Origin of the sequence: Clostridium sp. 001 (assembly GCF_019056555.1) — a bacterium.
Taxonomy (GTDB): Bacteria; Bacillota; Clostridia; order Clostridiales; family Clostridiaceae; genus Clostridium_B; species Clostridium_B ragsdalei.
Map to the genome: position 1 here is coordinate 4,105,261 of NZ_CP020473.1, position 19,697 is coordinate 4,124,957.

Annotated in this window: 15 protein-coding genes and 1 riboswitch; of the genes, 11 read left to right on the plus strand and 4 right to left on the minus strand. The window is 30.0% G+C overall.

Annotation, left to right across the window (positions count from 1 at the left end; all coding sequences use genetic code 11):
* Positions 1–108 precede the first annotated feature (108 nt).
* From B5S50_RS19155 to B5S50_RS19180, 6 genes are all read left to right on the plus strand, one after another.
* Complete coding sequence (locus B5S50_RS19155) at positions 109–654, plus strand: ECF subfamily RNA polymerase sigma factor, BldN family (RefSeq protein ID WP_217302579.1); 546 nt, start codon at positions 109–111, stop codon at positions 652–654.
* Between the two features lie 2 nt (positions 655–656).
* The gene (locus tag B5S50_RS19160) at positions 657–1,616 is read left to right on the plus strand and encodes a DUF4367 domain-containing protein (protein ID WP_217302580.1); all 960 of its coding nucleotides are present in this window, start codon (positions 657–659) and stop codon (positions 1,614–1,616) included.
* A gap of 223 nt (positions 1,617–1,839) precedes the next feature.
* Entirely contained in the window at positions 1,840–2,517 is a 678-nt protein-coding gene (locus B5S50_RS19165) for a D-alanyl-D-alanine carboxypeptidase family protein (protein ID WP_217302581.1), read from the plus strand.
* 645 nt (positions 2,518–3,162) lie between these two features.
* Entirely contained in the window at positions 3,163–4,575 is a 1,413-nt protein-coding gene (locus tag B5S50_RS19170; RefSeq protein WP_217302582.1) for a L,D-transpeptidase family protein, read from the plus strand.
* 261 nt (positions 4,576–4,836) lie between these two features.
* On the plus strand, positions 4,837–7,014 hold the full coding sequence (locus B5S50_RS19175; RefSeq protein WP_217302583.1) for an HD domain-containing phosphohydrolase: 2,178 nt from the start codon (positions 4,837–4,839) through the stop codon (positions 7,012–7,014).
* Positions 7,015–7,067: 53 nt separating this feature from the next.
* Complete coding sequence (locus B5S50_RS19180) at positions 7,068–7,913, plus strand: TylF/MycF family methyltransferase (RefSeq protein ID WP_217302584.1); 846 nt, start codon at positions 7,068–7,070, stop codon at positions 7,911–7,913.
* Between the two features lie 368 nt (positions 7,914–8,281).
* Here B5S50_RS19180 and B5S50_RS19185 read toward each other — a convergent pair whose 3' ends face one another.
* The gene (locus tag B5S50_RS19185) at positions 8,282–9,511 is read right to left on the minus strand and encodes an aminopeptidase (protein WP_217302585.1); all 1,230 of its coding nucleotides are present in this window, start codon (positions 9,509–9,511) and stop codon (positions 8,282–8,284) included.
* A 19-nt stretch (positions 9,512–9,530) separates the two neighbouring features.
* Entirely contained in the window at positions 9,531–10,292 is a 762-nt protein-coding gene (locus B5S50_RS19190) for a DeoR/GlpR family DNA-binding transcription regulator (RefSeq protein WP_217302586.1), read from the minus strand.
* A 307-nt stretch (positions 10,293–10,599) separates the two neighbouring features.
* Here B5S50_RS19190 and B5S50_RS19195 point away from each other — a divergent pair, with 307 nt between their 5' ends.
* The gene (locus B5S50_RS19195; RefSeq protein ID WP_217302587.1) at positions 10,600–12,018 is read left to right on the plus strand and encodes a sugar porter family MFS transporter; all 1,419 of its coding nucleotides are present in this window, start codon (positions 10,600–10,602) and stop codon (positions 12,016–12,018) included.
* On the plus strand, positions 12,005–12,529 hold the full coding sequence (locus tag B5S50_RS19200) for a phosphatase PAP2 family protein (RefSeq protein WP_217302588.1): 525 nt from the start codon (positions 12,005–12,007) through the stop codon (positions 12,527–12,529). Before B5S50_RS19195 ends, B5S50_RS19200 begins: the two co-directional genes overlap by 14 nt.
* Positions 12,530–12,631: 102 nt before the next feature.
* Here B5S50_RS19200 and B5S50_RS19205 read toward each other — a convergent pair whose 3' ends face one another.
* The gene (locus B5S50_RS19205; RefSeq protein WP_217302589.1) at positions 12,632–14,596 is read right to left on the minus strand and encodes a transglycosylase domain-containing protein; all 1,965 of its coding nucleotides are present in this window, start codon (positions 14,594–14,596) and stop codon (positions 12,632–12,634) included.
* A gap of 174 nt (positions 14,597–14,770) precedes the next feature.
* On the opposite strand from B5S50_RS19205, the gene B5S50_RS19210 reads away from it, so the two are divergent.
* The 3 genes from B5S50_RS19210 to B5S50_RS19220 all read left to right on the plus strand — a co-directional run bounded on the left by B5S50_RS19210 (position 14,771) and on the right by B5S50_RS19220 (position 17,993).
* Positions 14,771–15,385 (plus strand): manganese efflux pump, encoded by a 615-nt coding sequence (locus tag B5S50_RS19210; RefSeq protein ID WP_217302590.1) that lies wholly within the window; start codon positions 14,771–14,773, stop codon positions 15,383–15,385.
* Between the two features lie 185 nt (positions 15,386–15,570).
* A riboswitch (M-box (ykoK) riboswitch) is annotated at positions 15,571–15,758 on the plus strand.
* A gap of 232 nt (positions 15,759–15,990) precedes the next feature.
* A complete protein-coding gene (locus B5S50_RS19215; protein WP_065079380.1) occupies positions 15,991–16,725 on the plus strand; it encodes a PRC-barrel domain-containing protein in 735 nt (244 codons plus the stop codon).
* A 14-nt stretch (positions 16,726–16,739) separates the two neighbouring features.
* On the plus strand, positions 16,740–17,993 hold the full coding sequence (locus B5S50_RS19220; protein ID WP_154105011.1) for an Nramp family divalent metal transporter: 1,254 nt from the start codon (positions 16,740–16,742) through the stop codon (positions 17,991–17,993).
* A gap of 65 nt (positions 17,994–18,058) precedes the next feature.
* On the opposite strand, the gene B5S50_RS19225 is transcribed toward B5S50_RS19220, so the two are convergent.
* A complete protein-coding gene (locus B5S50_RS19225) occupies positions 18,059–19,273 on the minus strand; it encodes an MFS transporter (protein WP_083985779.1) in 1,215 nt (404 codons plus the stop codon).
* Between the last annotated feature and the right edge of the window lie 424 nt (positions 19,274–19,697).

Below are 19,697 nucleotides of genomic sequence, written 5' to 3' on the forward strand. Positions count from 1 at the left end.
AGAAATTTTTTTAAATGTGTGTAATGAAATTAGGGTTTATACGTATTAACATATGATGAATTACTTAGCTAGGTAAAAAAATCAGAGAAAGGGGTGGTTTTAAAATATATGGAACAGACTACATTAATTAATGCTTTAGATGAAAAAAAATCTAGAGATAAAGATTTTACTTATATTTTTGAAACCTACTATAAGAGAATTTACAACTATATATATTACCGGATTAATTGTAATGAAGAAGCAGAAGACTTGGCAAGTGAAATATTTGAAAAAGCAATGATTAAAATCAACACGTATAGTGAAGATAAATCTCCTTTTGAAGTATGGCTTTTCGCTATAGCAAGAAACGTGATAAATGATTATTTCAGGAGATTAAAAAAGCATAAAGTGTTTTCTATGGATAAATTGAAAAAGGTAATATCCATGGAAAAGAATCCGGAAGATATATTTGTAAAATCAGAGACTAATGATGAACTTTTAAAAGCAATAAATATTTTAAATACAAAAGAAAGAAATATTGTAGCATTTAAATTTGGAGCAAATTTAAAAAATAAAGAAATTGCAGAAATTATTGGCATTACAGAAAGTAATGTGGGGGTAATACTCTATAGGACAATGAAAAAGTTAAAAAAAGAATTGGAAAGAGAGGTATAGATATGAACAAAAAAAGTATTGAGAATAAATTTTCTGTGAATATGGATGCTTATCTTAATGGAATACAGAATGTTAATGAATCAAATAGTGAAGAATTTAATGAACTTTTAGAAATCGGAAAAACTTTAGCAAATAGAAATTTCAGTGAAAATAGTAATAAAGAAGCTGTTTTTAATAAAACGTTAAAAAATGTAAATAAGCACAAAGGAGATAATGTAATGAAAAAATCAAATAGAATAAAAAAGACAGTTGCTGCAGCAGCAGTATTTTTAGTAGTAGGTGGTGTGTTTACTCAGACTTCTTTTGCTAAAGGTTTAGCAGAAAAAGTAATAAATAGAATATCTCTTGGTCATATAACAGCGGAACAAATAGAAGAACCTTCGCAAATGGTAATTCCAACTGATTTAAAAGGCAAAATCTTTGATAAAAATAAAAATCCTGTAACAGTGGTTACAAAAAATACTGGGAAATTATATACAAAATCAGGTGAAGAAATTGCTACAGTTTCAAATGGAAAGATAGTAACAGTAACTGAGGCAAAAGCTGAAGATGAAAAAGTTGAGAAAAATATGCTAATAGTTAAAGATTCTAGCAGCTTAAATAAATATACTTGTTTTAATGTTAAGCTGCCTTCATATTTACCAAAAGATTATAAATTTGATAGAGCAGAATTTTATAAAGGTAAAGATGGAAGCGTAAGTAAAAAATATATTGATTTATATTTTACTAATGCAAAAACAGGAAAGTATATTTACATGCAGCAAAGATTTGCTTGCAAAGAAACTAAATATGAAGGTGGAACAGATGGAAAAATTGAAAAAGTAAAAGTTAATGGAAAAGACGCAATATTGTCTGATAACAAAAGTATGGACTGGGAGAATAATGGGGTACTTTATAGTTTATTAGGCAGAGGAGCATTTGGAAAAGATGAATTAATAAAAATTGCAGATTCTATTAAATAAATTTGTAAGGCTAATCATAATATTGTTTTAATCTGCATCTCTTTTGAGTTTATGGCAAGACCATTACAAAAGAGATGCTTTTAATATGCAATTTTTCTTTAAAATGTGTGTAATGAATGAGAAATTATATATTTTTTAAACAAAATATTGAACCTTTTTTATATACAATGTGTCTTACATAATAGAGTTAACAAAATAATTAAAAATATAGAGGTGTATATATTTGAAAAAGTTATTAATAGTGCCATTATTGCTCATGGCAGCAGTAGTTTGCATTATGTTTAAGCCTGGTGAAGTCTTAAGCAGCGTAACTTATGGAAGTAATAAAAATACAGGAAGTTTTTTAATTTTAGTAAATAAAAATCATAGATTATCTAGTAACTATATACCTGAAAATTTAACAATGCCTAATGTGGGATTTTCATCAAGTGCATCTCATGAAGAAAAGATGATGCAAGGTGAAGCAGCTGAACAGTTGGAAAATTTATTCAAGTATGCTCATAAAAAAGGTATAAACTTATATGGAGTATCAGCTTATAGATCTTATAAGTCACAAAAACAAGTATATGATGAGAGAGTTCGACGGGTAGGCAAAAAGCAAGCTGATGAATATGTAGCATATCCTGGTACGAGTGAACATCAAACAGGTCTTGCAATAGATGTTACCAATGAAGATGGTGCTCAAGGTAGGCTAATGGTAGACTTCGGACAAACAAGAGAGGGAAAGTGGTTAAAGGCTAATGCCTATAGATTTGGATTTATTATGAGATATCCAAAAGAAAAAGAAGCTATAACAGGTTATAATTATGAGTCCTGGCATATACGATATGTTGGAGTAAAAGCAGCAAAAGAAATATATGGTAAGAATATAGTGCTGGAGGAGTACTTAGGTGAAAAATAAATTTGATATAATTGATGAATCTAGCAAATAATTATTTTAATCAGTAGATCATCAATAAAAATTGTATTATTTGCTAAATAAATGGATTTGTAAACCTAAGCATAATGCTGTAAAATTACGGTGTTATGCTTAGGATATTGCTTTTAAATAAAAGGTAGACACAAAAATTGGAATAATGTAAAATAAAGAAGAGAAGTTTTCCTGAGATGTGTTGTAGAAATGATGTGTATTAATAATTTTGATACATACTTAAGTGGCGGATTTTAAAGACAATTCGTCACCCTTACCATACAAGCTGCCTGTAAGTATTAAGTGATACTTAATGACTTGCAGGTGGTTGTTGTTTTGGGTACTAAAAGGTGATATATTTTTATTGTGTATTATAATTAAAATGTGTACATGATAATATAACTTTTTATTTGAATTAACTATAATTTTGGAAGTTGTTATATGATTTTGAGCTGAATAAATAGTTAATATCCGTTCTTTTAGTTTATTTATTTTTTCAGTTTTATCAAGTAATAATTGTTTTAATTATGAGTTTTATTACACAAAATATAATGTAGCCTTTATCTATATAAGTTAATTAATATTAAAGACTATAAAGCCTTAATTTTTATTGTAATTATAGAAGGGATGGGTATTATGGAAAATGATGCAGAAAAGGAAAATGAGAAGGAGGGACAAAGTAAGCGCAATAAAATTATCAAAGGTACTATCATTTCTATTTGCATTTTACTTATTATATATTTTGGGATGGCAGCGTACTTCACAAAGCATTTTTATTTTGGATCTGAAATTAATGGTGTGAATGTTTCAGGTAAAACTGCGGAGCAATTAAATACGGAATTGATATCTCAGATAAAATCATATAAGTTAAATTTAAAAGAGCGAGGTAGTAAAAGCGAACAAATTAGTGGATCTGACATTAAGTTAAAGTATAATTCAGATGATGAATTTAGGAAACTTAAGGATAAGCAAGGCAATTATAAATGGATTATAGCATTTTTAGATACAAATGATACTAAAATGACAGCTGAAGTTTCATATGATAAGCAGATATTGGAAGATAAAATAAATAAACTGTCTTGTCTTGATAACAAAAATGTAATTGAACCTAAAAATCCTAGCTTCAAATACTCAGATAAAGGTTATAATATTGTAAGTGAAGTATATGGAAGTAAAGTAGATAAAACTGCATTATATAATAATGTAGTAAAGGCAATATCTAAAGGTCAAACTACGTTGGATTTGGAAGCAATGAATTGTTATGTAAATCCAAAGTATACTGTAAAATCAGCAAAAACTGCCCAAATTAGGGATCTTCTTAATAAATACGTATCTTCTAAAATTATCTATACATTTGGAGATAAAAAAGAAACTATAGATGGTTCTAAGATAAATAATTGGCTTACAGTTAATGATAATTTCGAAGTTGAATTTGACAAAGACAAAATAAAAAATTATATGCTTGATCTTTCAAAAACTTACGATACAATTGGTAAGACAAGAAGTTTTGTTACAACTTCGGGAAGAACAATAAATGTTGGCGGCGGTGATTATGGTTGGGACATTAATTCCGCTAAGGAAACAGAAAATTTGATCACCTACATTAAACAAGGTGGAACTGTAAAAAAAGAACCAACATATAGTCAAACTGCGGCATCTCATGGAGCTAATGATATAGGAAATACTTATGTAGAAGTAGATTTGAGTGATCAACATTTATGGTTTTATAAAAATGGTTCATTAGTAGTACAAGGGGATGTTGTTACAGGTAATGTAAGTCAGGGACACCCAACACCAGAAGGCGTTTATTGGGTGAAATATAAAGAAAGACATGCTACTTTAAAAGGTGAAGGATACAGTTCACCAGTTGATTTTTGGATGCCATTTAATGGAGGTATTGGAATTCATGATGCAAGTTGGAGAAGTGAATTTGGTGGAAGTATATACATGTCAAGTGGTTCACATGGTTGTGTAAACTCACCGTATTATTTGGCAAGGACAATATTCCAGAATATTGATAAAGGTACTCCAGTTGTTTGTTATTATTAGTATAATACTATACGATTTTAGAAATATGTGTGATTAAATAATAATTTATATGATTAACATAGGATGAATTAATTGAAAAGGTGATAATTAAAAAAGTTATCACCTTTTTTAATTTTTTGATATAATGTAGTTAAAGAATTTTTGTTGTATTTTATCGAAATAAGCAGCATATAAGGGGATATTAAAATATAAATCCAATAATATTTTAATGTCAATAAATTGAGCGGAATTGTAGAATTATATTACAGATGGGGGTATAGTATGCTTGTATCAATAAGAAAAAAAATCTACTCAATTTTTAATAAAGACAATAAGTTGTGGAAATACGAAAGTATAAGAATATGTTTAATATTTTTAGGGATTAGTTTACCTTGGGTTTACTTTTCTGATAGAATTGTAATTAAATTTGCTAGTGATGATAATATGCTCCTAGCTATAAATATATATAAGGGATGTCTATATGTTGGTGTAACTACATTTGTTTTATATTTATTAATAAGTAATCTTTTAAAAAAGGTTGATCTGGTAGAAAAGAAACTTAATGAAAGCTATAAAGAAATATCATTAGTTAATGAAGAACTTAAAACATATGTAAAAAAATTGATTGATTCCAAGGAAAAGTTAGGACTTCAATATAATAAAATCATTAAAAGTGAAAAGAAATTAAGTAAAAGTGAAGAAAAAAACAGGGCTATTATTAAGGCATTACCCGATGCATTATTTGTTGTTAATGATAAAGGGTATCTGATAGATTGTATGTCAAGTGATGAAAAATATGTGCTTATGCCAAAAAAAGATTTTATAGGAAAGAATATTTTAGAAATTTTTCCTAAAACGATGTCAGAAAAACTCTATGAAAAAATGCAGGTAGTGCTTAAAGAAGGAATATTGGATAGCTTTGAATATAAGGTGTGGATTCATAATAAGGAACATCACTTTGAAATTAGAATGGTAAAAAATAATGAAAAAGAAATACTTGCTATATCGAGAAATGTTACTGATGAAAGACGAAATGAAATGGAATTGAAATTAAGTGAAGCCACTTTTAGAAACCTCTTTGAAAACTCATCGGATGCTATATTTATAATTTCAGACGGAAAGATAGTTGATTGTAATCTAGCCATGATTAAAGCATTAGGATATGATTCAAAGACATTTATATTGGGCAAGGATCCACTTGAGTTTTATCCTGAAAAACAGCCAGATGGAGAAATAACTAGAGAAAAAGTTATTAGAATGCGTAAAAATACTATAGAAAAAGGAAAATGTAAATTTGAATGGTGGTATAAGAAGGCCGATGGAAATGTATTACCAGTAGAGGTTATGTTAACAACTATTTTTCTTAATGGAAAGAAAGTTTTTCATTCCTTATGGAGGGATATTAGAGATAGAAAGGAAATGGAACTTAAATTGGAATATTTGAGTTACCGTGATCAATTAACAGGGTTATATAATAGAAGGTTTTTTGAAGCAGAATTAAATAGACTAGATGTGGAAAGAAGTTTACCACTTACAATTGTTATGGGAGATGTAAATGGCTTAAAACTTGTGAATGATTCTCTTGGACATGTTATGGGAGATAAACTCCTTAAAAAGGTGACAGAAGTCATAAAAAAGGGATGCCGAAAAGAAGACATTGTTGCTAGATGGGGAGGGGATGAATTTGTAATCTTATTACCTAAAACAGATGCTTTTCAAACAGAACAAATTCTTAAACGTATTAAATCCATAGCAGCAAAAGAAAAGATAGGTGCTATTGACATATCTATTTCCTTTGGCTATGAAACTAAGAAAAGTAGAGAAGTAAAAATTCAAGAAACTTTCAAAAAAGCTGAAGATTACATGTACAAAAAAAAGCTTTTTGAAGGGCCAAATATGATAGGAAAAACCATAAGTGCTATAATTACTGCACTTCATGAAAAAAATAAAAGAGAAGAAGAACATTCTCATAGAGTTTCAATATTATGCGAGGATATGGGTGAGGCTCTCGGTTTACTTGAACACGAAATTAGGGAATTAAAAACTGTTGGATTGCTTCATGACATAGGAAAAGTAGCTATAGAGGAACATCTACTGAATAAGCCTGGAAAACTTACAGATGAAGAATGGCAGGAAATAAAAAGGCATCCAGAAATAGGATATAGAATACTTAATACAGTAGATGATATGTCAGAAATGGCATACTATGTATTGGCTCATCATGAAAGGTGGGATGGAAAGGGATATCCAAAGGGTCTAAAGGAAAAAGAAATACCACTTCAATCGAGGATTATAGCTATAGCAGATTCTTATGATGCTATGACTAGCGAAAGAAGTTATCGAAGTGCTTTGCCAGAAGAAGTTGCTATAGGGGAACTAAAGCTTAATGCAGGCACTCAGTTTGATCCAGAACTTATAGGTGTATTTATTGAAAGGGTATTAGATAAACTGCATTGTTAAAAGGCATAATACTAGTAATAAATTAAAAATGACTTGTAAAAGAAGGTATGGCAATGAAAAAGGTTGTAATTTGGGGTGTAGGACAAGGCGGACAAATGATGAAAAATCTCTTAAGTCCAGATATGAAAGTTGTGGCGTATTGTGACAATAATAAAAAAATGCAAGAGACTAAGATTGGAAATATACCTGTTATTAATGAGCAGCAGCTTTTGGGTATAGAACCAGACTATGTTTATGTAGCAATTTTAAACAAAGATGCTTGCAAGGAAGTAAAGTTACAAATTGAAGCATTAGCACTCAAATGCAGTATTATTAGTATTACTGAATATCGACAGCAGTTAGATATTCGTCTTGCAGTTTTAAAGTTAATTGCTAGAGAAGTAGAGCAAAGAAATATTCAAGGGGATGTAGCAGAATTAGGAGTATATAAAGGCAAATTTGCAGCTGAAATAAACGCTCTATTTCCAAAGAGAAATATATATTTATTTGATACTTTTGAGGGATTTGACGAGCGCGATATAGAAATTGAAAAGAAAAATGAATTTTCCCGTAGTGAAATTGGGAAATTTAATGATACCAGTATTGACATGGTATCCAGTAGGCTGCCTTATAAAGAACAGGCTATATTTAAGAATGGATACTTCCCTGATACTGCACATGGAATAGACGTAAATTTTGCAGTGGTTAGCTTAGATGCAGATTTGTATCAGCCAATATATGAGGGATTAAAGTTTTTTTATCCCCGTATGAGTGTAGGAGGATATATGATCATACATGACTATAATAACACTCAATTTTCTGGAGTAAGAGAGGCGGTACAACAGTTTTGCAGAGAAGAAAATGTATTTGTAGTTCCAATATGCGATTTACATGGAACTGCTGTAATAGTTAAACAGTAGATATACACAAACTTTATATAGAGTTCCTAAGCAAAAATAACCGTATACTCCGAATATTTTTTACAAACACAAGCCCGGTTAAATATTTTGATAAGCCTAAGTGAAAAATTTTAAAAAATCTAAGAACTTTTGAAAACTCGTACCTCAAACAATTCAAAAAATCTAAGATCTTTACGAATTTTTCACTAAGCCTTATATGCAAAACATTTAAATGTGATTGTTTATTGTAAAAATATTTCTGCGTATACGATTATTTTTAAACTATAAAATTCATATCTGATGTTTCAAAATAATGATTGAACTCATACACAAAAATATCATGATAAAGTTTGGCAGCTAAAGTTAAAATCACTTCAAAAAATAGCTGTCTAATATGCAAAATTACCATTTATAAATACGGGAATTTCTCTTCCATCTTCTGTAACTCCGGTTATATTTAGATCCTCTGTTCCAACCATAAAGTCAACGTGCTCTAGAGAAGAATTTATACCTGCATTTTTTAAATCTTCTTTATTCATATTTTCACTATTTTCTAAGCAGGTAGGGTAACCTTCACCTATAGCTAAATGACAGGATGCATTCTCATCGAAAAGTGTGTTGTAAAATAATATATTTGAATTGGAAATAGGTGAATTAAAAGGTACTAATGCAACTTCACCAAGGTAATGAGAACCTTCATCTGTTTCAATAAGATTTTTTAATGTTTCATAACCTTTTTCACAGGTAAAGCTTATAATTTTCCCATCCTTAAAGGTTAAAGAGAAATTTTCTATAAGATTTCCATTGTAATTTAAAGGTTTTGAACTTACAACTTTTCCGTTTACACCCCATTTTAATGGGAAAGTATACACTTCTTCTGTAGGTATATTTGCCATGAATTCTACACCTTCAGGTGTAGATGATGAACCACCAAGCCATATATGATCTTTTGAAAGTTCAATTTTTAAATCAGTACCTAGTGAATTTTTGTACATGAGATATTTAAATTTATTTTTATTGAGAAAATCCATACTTTTTTTAAGATTTGCTTTATGGGTATCCCATGCATTTATAGGATTTGGTTTATCTGCCCTTACAGTCTTAAAGATAGTATCCCACAGTTTTTCAACTGCTTTTTCTTCTGAAAGGTCTTCAAAAACTTTTTTTGCCCAGGATTTAGTTGGAACTGATACAACACACCAGGAATTTTTATCTGTCATAATCCTTTCTCTATATTCAGAAAGTGCAATATTTTGGGTTTTGCTTGCTCGCATTAATCTTTTTGGATTTACATCTTTCATAAGTTCTGGATCTTGGGCATAAATACTTAAGAATGCAGCTCCGGATTTAGCATAAGATGTATATAATTCTTTTTTCCAATTTGGAAACTCATCAAAAATTTTGTCCTTTCCATTTAAATATTTAATTTTTGTTGAAAGTTCATCACTCCAATTTATTATTACATCTCGTGCACCTTCTTTGTAGGCAACTTCAGAAATTAATCTGGTAAATTCAGCACATTCTATTGGTGAATTTATAACTAATATTTGGTCGTCTTGTATATTAAGACCTGATTTTACAACTATTTTTGAATAACTTTCTAAATAATTTTTATTCATGCCTATATCTCCTTCATTTTTATAATTGTTCTGAGACAATTAATTCTATAGAACTTTTTTCAATTAATTGGTTATACGCTTCAGGTGGAAACTTATCTGTTATTAAGTAATCTATATCATCTAGATCACAGTAAGTTACTAGAGAACAAATATCAAATTTTGAATAATCTGCAAGTATAAATACTTCACTGCTTTTTTTTACTGCAATTTTTTTTATTTCACTTTCAAGTGGAGAAGAATTTGTAACTCCATTAGTTAAGGATATTCCTGTGGCATTCATAAAGGCTTTATTTATATTATAATTTTTAAGCAGGTTTAAAGAATCTATTCCTGAAAAAGAATTTGTTTCTCGATTTAATGTTCCTCCAGTTGAAATTATGTTCAAGTTAGTATATTTTAAGCAGTTTATGATAAAGTTTAGATTATTTGTTACTATAGTAAGGTTATTTTTATCCTTCAAAAAATCTCCCATATTTAAAGTTGTTGTACCTGAATCTATAAATATTATATCTCCATCTTTAACAAAACGTGAAGCAGCTTTTGCTATTAAACCCTTAGTGTAGGTATTTTCTACTTGATTTTCATTAAATGGTGATAACAGTTTAGAATTTGATGCAACACCTCCATATACTTTTTTTATGTTTCCTCTTTTAATTAGTTCCTGTATGTCTCTACGTATAGTGTTTTTGGATACATTAAAAACATCAGTTAAGGTATCTAAGGTTACAGTATTTTTATTTAATACATATTCCTCTATCTGGTTTATTCTCTTTGATTTCATAATACCATACCTTTCAAAAATCTAAATTTAATATGTTAGTAGTAAAACATCATAAAGCATTGGTAAGTTTTACAGGGAATATATTCATAGTCTAAATATAATTATATATAAAAATTATTAAAAGTAAATAATTGAGAAGATGTTATTTACAAGTTAAGTAGAATAAACCTAGTTATGAATAAATAAAAAGGATATTATGGTAAAATGTTGACTAAGTTATAAGAAGAGTGATAACATTTAATCAGAAGATACTCAACATATAATAAACAAATGACCATTATAAAAATGATAGGAGAGATGATTTAAAATGGTACAGGCTTCTAACATACAAAAATCAAGGCTTTTGAAAAAGATATCTATTATATCAACATTCGGAGGACTTTTATTTGGATATGATACAGGAGTTATAAATGGCTCACTTACTTTTATGTCAAGAAAAGATCAATTGAATTTAACAGCTGTTACTCAAGGTGCTGTTACAAGTTCTCTAACTTTAGGAGCAGCTTTAGGAGCAGTGTTTACAGGACGCTTATCTGATAAATATGGAAGAAGAAAGCTGCTTAGAGCACTTGCGGTAATTTTTTTCTTTGCAACTTTAGGATGCGCACTTTCACCAACTGCATCAGTTATTATTGCTTGCAGATTTATATTAGGATTAGCAGTAGGTGGAGCATCAGCTATTGTACCAACTTTTTTGTCAGAAATGGCCCCCTCAAGCATTAGAGGAAGTATTGTTTCACAAGATCAATTTATGATTGTATTAGGACAGCTGTTAGCTTACATATTTAATGCTATTTTAGGAAATATCTTTGAAAACCCGGCAATATGGAGGTATATGATAGCTATAGCTACTATTCCAGCAGTTGCATTATGGTTTGGGATGTTATTGGTTCCAGAAACACCAAGATGGCTTGCTGCAAAAGGAAAAACTGCTAAATCACTTGAGGTTTTAAAAATGATCCGTGATGAAGTAGAAGCACAAAAAGAACTTAAATTAATACAAAATAACATAAAGGAAGATAAAGGTTTGGGAAAAGTAACTTTTAAGGATATAAGTACTCCATGGATTCGACGTCTTGTATTAATTGGTATTGGTATAGGTGTAGCACAGCAGATTGCTGGAGTAAATATAGTTATGTATTATGGTACAACGATTTTGGAGCAGTCTGGATTTGGAGTTAAAGCAGCTTTAATTGCTAATATAGGAAATGGAATAGTGTCTGTTATTTCGGCATTGGTTTATATGAAATTTTTGGCCAATAGGTTTAATCGTAGGACTATGTTATTATTAGGATATACTGCTACTACTTTATCAATGGCTGCATTGTCTATAGTTACGTTTAAGTTAACAGGATCAGTGTTACTTCCTTTTTTAGTTATTGCTTTAACTATGATTTTTTTGGCTTTTTTTCAAGGAACTATTGGTCCTGTAACGTGGTTAGAAATGTCTGAAATTTTCCCACTAAGAGTAAGAGGCTTAGGTATGGGAATTGCAACATTCTTTTTATGGATAGGTACGTTTTGTGTTGGGTTTATGTATCCTATATTATTGAAGACAGTTGGATTAACTTGTTCGTTTATTGTATTTGTAGTATTTGGCGTTATTGATATATTATTTACTTATAAATTTGTACCAGAAACGCGCAATAAATCTTTGGAAGAATTAGAAGAATCATTTAGAAACTATAATATGAAAAATTATAATAAAGCATATGTACAAAGTTAATGCATTAGGCGAGAGTAATTTTAAATTATTTTTAAGCTGCATTCCTATAGTTGATAGGGGTGCAGCTTTATTATGTCTTAAATATATAGATATGTTGATGACTATAGTGACAGATATGGGTAACCTGGGTATTGTTTGGATTATTATAGCTATTATTTTAATATTAGATAAACCGTATAGGATGGTTGGAAGTGTAGTGATATTAACATTAATTGTGAGCACAATTACTGGAGAAGGAATAGTGAAACACATAGTAAGACGAACTAGGCCATGTAATCAGCAAAATAGTTTGAATATGTTGATTTCAAAGCCCATATCTTATTCTTTCCCTTCAGGACATATTTTGTCTTCCTTTGCTGCTGCAGAAGTGTTATCCATGTATTTTACTGAGTATAAGTTGATATTTATAGGAATAGCATTTTTAATAGTTTTATCCAGAATGTATTTATATGTTCACTATCCAACAGATGTTATAGCAGGAGTCATACTTGGTATTTTGTGCTCAAAATAAATTTTTATAATTTTACAAGAAGGATTTATGGAAAAGGTTGCAATGTTTTATCAAAATGTATTATAGAAAAATTGTTTTTAATACTTATTAAATATTTTTTATCTAAGGTGTATAAAAATCCTTGTCTTGTAATCCTGAATGTACCTGCTGCATATAGTTATGCCAAATTTGCCCTGGGTATGTTCCACCATATAAGTTATCAACATACCTTGGTATATCATATCCAACCCACACTACTGTAGTATAGTAAGCAGAATATCCGCATAACCAACCATCCTTCTGGTTACTTGTTGTACCAGTCTTAGCAGCACTAGTAATTCCATCAAGCCTTACATTATATGCAGTACCCCAGGTATTTTCTAAAGTGCCTTTTAAAATATCCGACATTAAATAACTTGCATTATAGTTATATACCCTTCTTTTTCCTAAGTTATTTTCATAAATAGTTTCTCCCTGGCTATTTACAATACTACGTATGCATGTAGGAGCAATAAATTCTCCTCCCCTTGCAAGTGTTGAATAAGCAGAGGCCATTTCTATGGGAGTTACTCCATAAGTTAAACCGCCTAATGCAGCAGATAGAGTGTAATCTTTTTTTACAATTTTATTAAAATCCATATCCCTTACGAAGGATAATCCATAAGTAGGCGTTATGTCATTAAATACTTGGTATGCAACACTATTTAATGACATTTGCACAGCTGTTCTTATAGATATATCTCCCATATAAACATCACCATCATTATGAGGACCTCCATTTATATAATGGTCATTTATAATAGTTGTGTCATCATATCCTTTTTCAAAGGCAGGAGTATAAACTGCCAAAGGTTTAAAAGATGAACCAGGCTGTCTAAAGCACTGAAATGCTCTATTCAAATAATCTTTCTCGGGACTTGTTCTACCACCTACTATTGCTATAACATATCCAGTTTCATTATCTATTGAAACGGATGAACCCTGCAGAGAATATATTCCTCTATTTTGCTCTGTAAAATCTAGGAGACCATTATCTAAGGAATCTTGTAAAAGTTTTTGTTTATCCATATCTATAGAAGTATAAATTTTATATCCATTAGTGCGGATGTCATTTATACATTCGTTATATACATTAGAATAATTTTTATCATAACTAGCCATATCCTGCTGTGTATCGAATGTATTTTTAAATTGGAATCCATTTAGCTTCATAAGCACCCTTGCAGCACAATTAAGGGCATAGGATTCAACCCATACATTTCCATCATATTTTTCTGGATTTAATACAATTTTATAGTTAATTGCTGTAGTGTACTGATAATCTGTAATATAATTATTTTCCCTCATTGATAATAGGATAAGATCTCTACGTTTTAATGTATTGTTTATATTCCTTATAGGGTTATAGTAAGTAGGATTATTAGGTATTGCAGCTAAAAAACATATTTCTGATAAATTAAGTTCATTACAACTTTTGTTAAAATATCTTCTTGAAGCTCCCTCAATTCCATAAGCATTATTGGCAAAATTAATATTATTAATATAAAATTCTAGGATTTGTTGTTTAGTATATTTTTGATCTAATTTTATAGCAATTATTATTTCTTCTAATTTCCTTTTATAAGTTTTGTCAAAATTTAAAAACACAGTCCTTGCTAACTGCTGTGTAATTGTACTTCCACCCTGTGTAATTTTTCCCTTGCTTTTTATAATAGAATATAAAGCTCTGAGATTTGCCTTTATACTAAAAGCACCATGATTAAAATAATCTTTGTCTTCTATAGATATAAAGGAATTTTTTACAGCTTGAGGTATATAAAAAGATGTTAAATATAGAGAATTTTTTGAACCATATAGTTTATTTATTACAGTATTCTTTGAATCATACAAATAAGTTGTTTGATTTCCATGAAAAGTACTATATGATATAGAATTTACTTTAGCTGACGCATCATTATAGAGTGATACTGCTATAAATAAATACTTAATACAAAAGAGTAATATAACTATTATAAATACAGAAAAAACTTTGAGTAGTGTATGCTTTTTTACTTTATGAGTTCTTTTGCTTTTTTGCTTTTTTCGCAATTGAGTCACTTCCATTTTTAATTGTGTACTTATAATATCCCCAGTAAATTTTTTATATATACTTTATCTTGGAACTGCAATGTATTTAAAACATCTCCTTTTCTTGAACTCCTAAGCACACTAAAAGTTTAAAGTCATATACTAAAAAGGAAAGAATAAAAAAGGGGACTATGCATGACATTAATTTTATCTGCATTATTGTTTAGTTTATCCTCTAACCTAGATAATGTAGTTGTAGGTATTGCTTATGGAATAAAGAAAATAAAGATAGGAGTAGTTCCTAACCTTGCAATAGCAGTTATAACTTGTACAGGAACATTTCTATCAATGTCACTTGGGGTGTATATATCAAAATTTTTACCTCACTCTATAGCAAATGCATTAGGTTCTATAGCCATTGCTATATTGGGAGTATATTTTATAACACAAAGTATAATAAAACTTATAAATAATAAAAAATCAAATGAACTTGCTTTAAAAGACATTAATGATATGATTGAATATGCCGAAAAGTCAGATTTGGACAACTCCGGTGATATAAATATAAAAGAAGCTCTTCTTATAGCATTTGGGTTGACCTTTAACAATTTAGGTACTGGCATAGCAGCTAGTATAACAGGAGTTAGTATTCAATTTACAGTCATATTTACATTTATATTAAGTATTCTTACAATTATAATTGGTGAAGTTGTAGGTAATCATGTATTGGGTAAATTATTTGGTAAATATGCACCATTAATTTCAGGCATATTGTTAATAGCACTTGGTATAATTGAATTCTTTAATTGATATTATTTTACTAATTGTTATATAAAAGTAAATTAGAAGAATTAGATGCTGTCTCAAAATACATTTTGAGGCAGTATATTTTCTAAGTAACATATTTTTAACATTTGATTTCTTAAAAAATATTTACAACTAAGGAATATATGTATATAATAAGAAACGGATTATTACTAATTAAAAATATAATTTAATAACATTGTTAGGTGAGATTACTGTACAGACATACGCTACTGCCCAGAAATGTCGAGAGACGCCAATGGGTGAGCAGGTACTACCGGATTAAGGTTTTACTTAATGTAGCTGACAACATTCATAGAAATATGAATGCTTATGATCTAAGCTTTACAGAGTCAAAGCTCAACGAGTGAAGATGTACTATTTTTTGTCTTGGAATTTATTAAGAATCCAATCTCTTCATTTTGTTGCGAAGAGATTTTTTTATTGGATAAATTACCAAGTTAAGGAGAGTGATGAATTTAATGGACGGTGACCCGTGTCATAAATGCAATGATATAAAACTTAAAGATTTATTGGTAAAAATATTATAGGGGATGTACTTGCATTAAAAAATTTGCATTGTGCATCCTGAAAGCAAAGGAGTGTATACAATGCAATTTACAAGCGTTTATTTAAGCAGAATATTGGGTAATAAAATTTATACGACTAGTAAAGAAGTAATAGGAACTTTAAAGGATGTAGCTGTTGATGTGAATTTTCAAAATCCAAAAGTTACCATAGCTGTTGTTAAAACAAAAGAAGGAATAAAATTTATTGGTTTTGATAATATCAGTGTTTCTAAGGAAAAAGGACAGTATGTTTTAATGTGTAGTGAAGTTCAAGATAAAGATTTAGGTGACTGTATGTTACTGAAAAAGTATGTTTTGGACAAACAGATTGTTGATGTTAATGGAAGAAAGGTAGTTAGAGCTAACGATGTTAGGTTAGTTATATTACCATCAGGTATGTTTATTGCAGCAGTAGATATTGGTATGGATGGGCTATTAAGAAGGATTGGAATTGCTAAACCATTAAAGAGATTAGGATTTAAAATATCAAGTAAACTAATGTTATGGGATGATATTCAAACGGCTTTTACCTCAAAAGACATTTTACTTTCAAAAAGTTATAATAAACTATCCACAATTCATCCTTCAGATCTGGCAGATATAATTGAGGACTTTGATGTAAATACAGGTGCAATTATTTTCTCTAACTTAGATGCTGCATCAAAATATAACCTATGTTCTATACCCGTAATTGATGAACAAATGCATATCATAGGGATTGTTAATATAAATGATATTTTCTATGAAATTACTAAGTCCAATAAAAGGTATAGATAATGGAGGCACTAATGATGAATGCAAAGAGAAAAACATGGATGGCAAATTTATTAATATTTTTAAGTGTTTTAGGTCCTGGAATTATAACAGGTAGTGTAGATAATGATGCAGGTGGTATTACAACATATTCTGTAGCAGGTGCTACCTATGGTTACAAATTACTTTGGTCATTAATCCCATGCTTTATTGTGCTTCTTGTAGTGCAGGAAATGAATGCTAGAATGGGAATAGTTACAGGTAAAGGGCTGGCAGATTTAATTAGAGAAAATTTTGGTGTTAAGGTAATTTCCTTTATGTTTATTGGGCTAGTAATTGCAGATATAGGAAATACAGCTACAGAGTTTGCAGGTATAGCAGGTAGCATGCAGATTTTTGGAGTAAGTAAATATATATCGGTACCACTAGCTGCTGTTGCAGTATGGATTTTGGTAGTAAAAGGTACATATAAGACTACTGAAAAGTTATTTTTGGTTTTTAGCATATTTTTATTATCCTATGTTGGCTCTGCATTTTTCGCTAGACCAGACTGGCATGAAATAGGACATGCATTAATTCATCCTGCTATTGAAACTAATTATGACTATATAAGTACGGTTATTGGTATGGTGGGAACTACTATTGCACCCTGGATGCAGTTTTATATGCAGTCAGCAGTTATAGAAAAAGGACTTAAGATGGAAGAATTTAAATACGAATTTTGGGATGTTGTTGTTGGAAGTGTTATTACAGTAGTAGTTGCTTTCTTTATAATCGTAGCTTGTGGGGCAACACTTCATAAAAGTGGAATCCAAATAAATGAGGCTAAAGATGCTGCATTAGCGTTAAAGCCACTTGCTGGAGCCTTTGCTTCTCAAATTTTTGCTTTTGGATTATTTATAGCTTCTATTTTTTCGGCTGCAATACTACCTTTGGCTACAGCATTTTATATTTGTGAAGCTTTTGGGTTTGAAGCTGGTATAAATAAAACATTAAAAGAAGCACCACAGTTTTTTACACTGTTTACTATAATAATTATTATTGGGATTGGTATTATATTAATTCCAGGAGCACCTTTAATTCAGATAACATTATGGTCACAAATAATAAATGGTGTGTTACTTCCCGTAGTTTTAATTTGTATGATGCTTATGGTAAATAATAAAGATATTATGGGCGAATATGTAAATGGTAGAACTAAAAATGTAATAGGATGGGTAACTATTATAGTGTTAATTATATTAACAGTTATTTTAACTTTTGAACCTATTTTAACTGCTTTAAAAAAATAGAGTAAAAAAATAAAAGCCATCATTGGAGAATGGCTTTTATTTTTAAGTAATACTTACTTTTTAATTTATGCCATCTGTTTCGTTCTGTGCTGGTTAATAAGTGCGATAATGCATCCTATTGCGGCAATCAAAAATATTATTGCCAATACACCTATGCCAACAGAATAGCTGTATATGTCGCTGATCCCGCCAATAACCGGAGGACCGAAAGTTTGACCGACATCCATAAGAGTACTCATTATCCCAAGAGAGGCCCCTAGTTGTCCCTTGTGAGCAACATCTGCAGCTAGTGCACTGGTACTTGCAGTGATTAAGGCAAAACCAAGTCCATATATGAATATTAAAGGAATAATGGCAAATGTGGATTTCAAAATGGCCAGAAGAAAGAAGGATATACTGCATGTTAGCAGACCTGTAACCATCATAGGCAGACGTCCCAATTGATCTGATGCTCTGCCAAACAGTGGTTTGAACAGAATTATTCCAACTAATTGTATACCCAGCAGAATACCAATTTCACCTGTAGACATATAAAGTTGTTTTGCATATAGTGGAAATATCATTTCAAATGCACCGTAGGCAAAGTACGTACAAGCTTCAAGTATTCCCACTAGAAGAAGTGGACGATAGTTAAGCAATCTCCATAATTTTTTAAAGAAAGAAATATTTTCTGACTTATATTTTTTTACTTTAGCAGTTTCTTTATTTTCGGTATCTTTTGATTTATGAAAAAACCGAATTGCAAAGGTTAAAGCCAAAATACCTGCAATACCTGCAATAAGATAGACACTTACATATCCACCATTTTGATAGGCTGTACCACCAACAGTTGGAGCCAAGGCACGGCCAATTATTGTTGCAGAGGAATAAAGAGATAAATTTTCTCCAGTATTCTTACTGCTAAAGGCGGCAATAGTAGCCATGGCCACAGGACCAAATGCAGCTGTTGCAAAACCGTGATAGAAACGAACAACGCCAAGCTGCAAAGGATCATTCACCAGTAGATAAAGAAAAGGTGCACTGGCAAATATTAATAAGGAACCTATAAGAATTTTCTTGTATCCAAAACGATCAGCCAAATCTCCTGCGAGATAGCTTATCAAAATTCCGGGTATAGTCGATGCTGATGCAATCCAGCCAATTTGTATACCAGTTGCTCCTAAACTTTTTGCAAATATGGGTAAAATAGGAGATTTTGATATGGTAGAACTAAATATTGCCAGAGCTCCACAGCATCCAATCATAAGAATCATGCGAAGCCCGTTTGAAATGTTTTTCAAAATTCATTCCTCCTAAAATTTAATATGAAGGTATCTCCTTCTGAGTTGGTTCTAACTTATAATCCTCACGTAAATTTCAAAAAATTTTAAACTGCAGTTTTTCAATATCTCTTTGCTGTTTATAGCTGATGCGAAGAACAGCATTTTCAGGAATTCCAATATCCTTGTCTATGCCATCCCAAATATATTTTAAGTATACTACTTTCTATAGCTAAATTAAATATAAGACAGCAATTGATTGATATTTAATACACATTTAACAGTATTTAATAGTCATATAATAGTTTAATACTTAAGCCATTGATGTTACTATGATTAAATTATTATTTGTAAGTACTGTTATTAAAATTTAATTTAAATATTGATTTTATATATCACTATGATATAATAAATAACATAATATATCATAGTGATATATAAAACA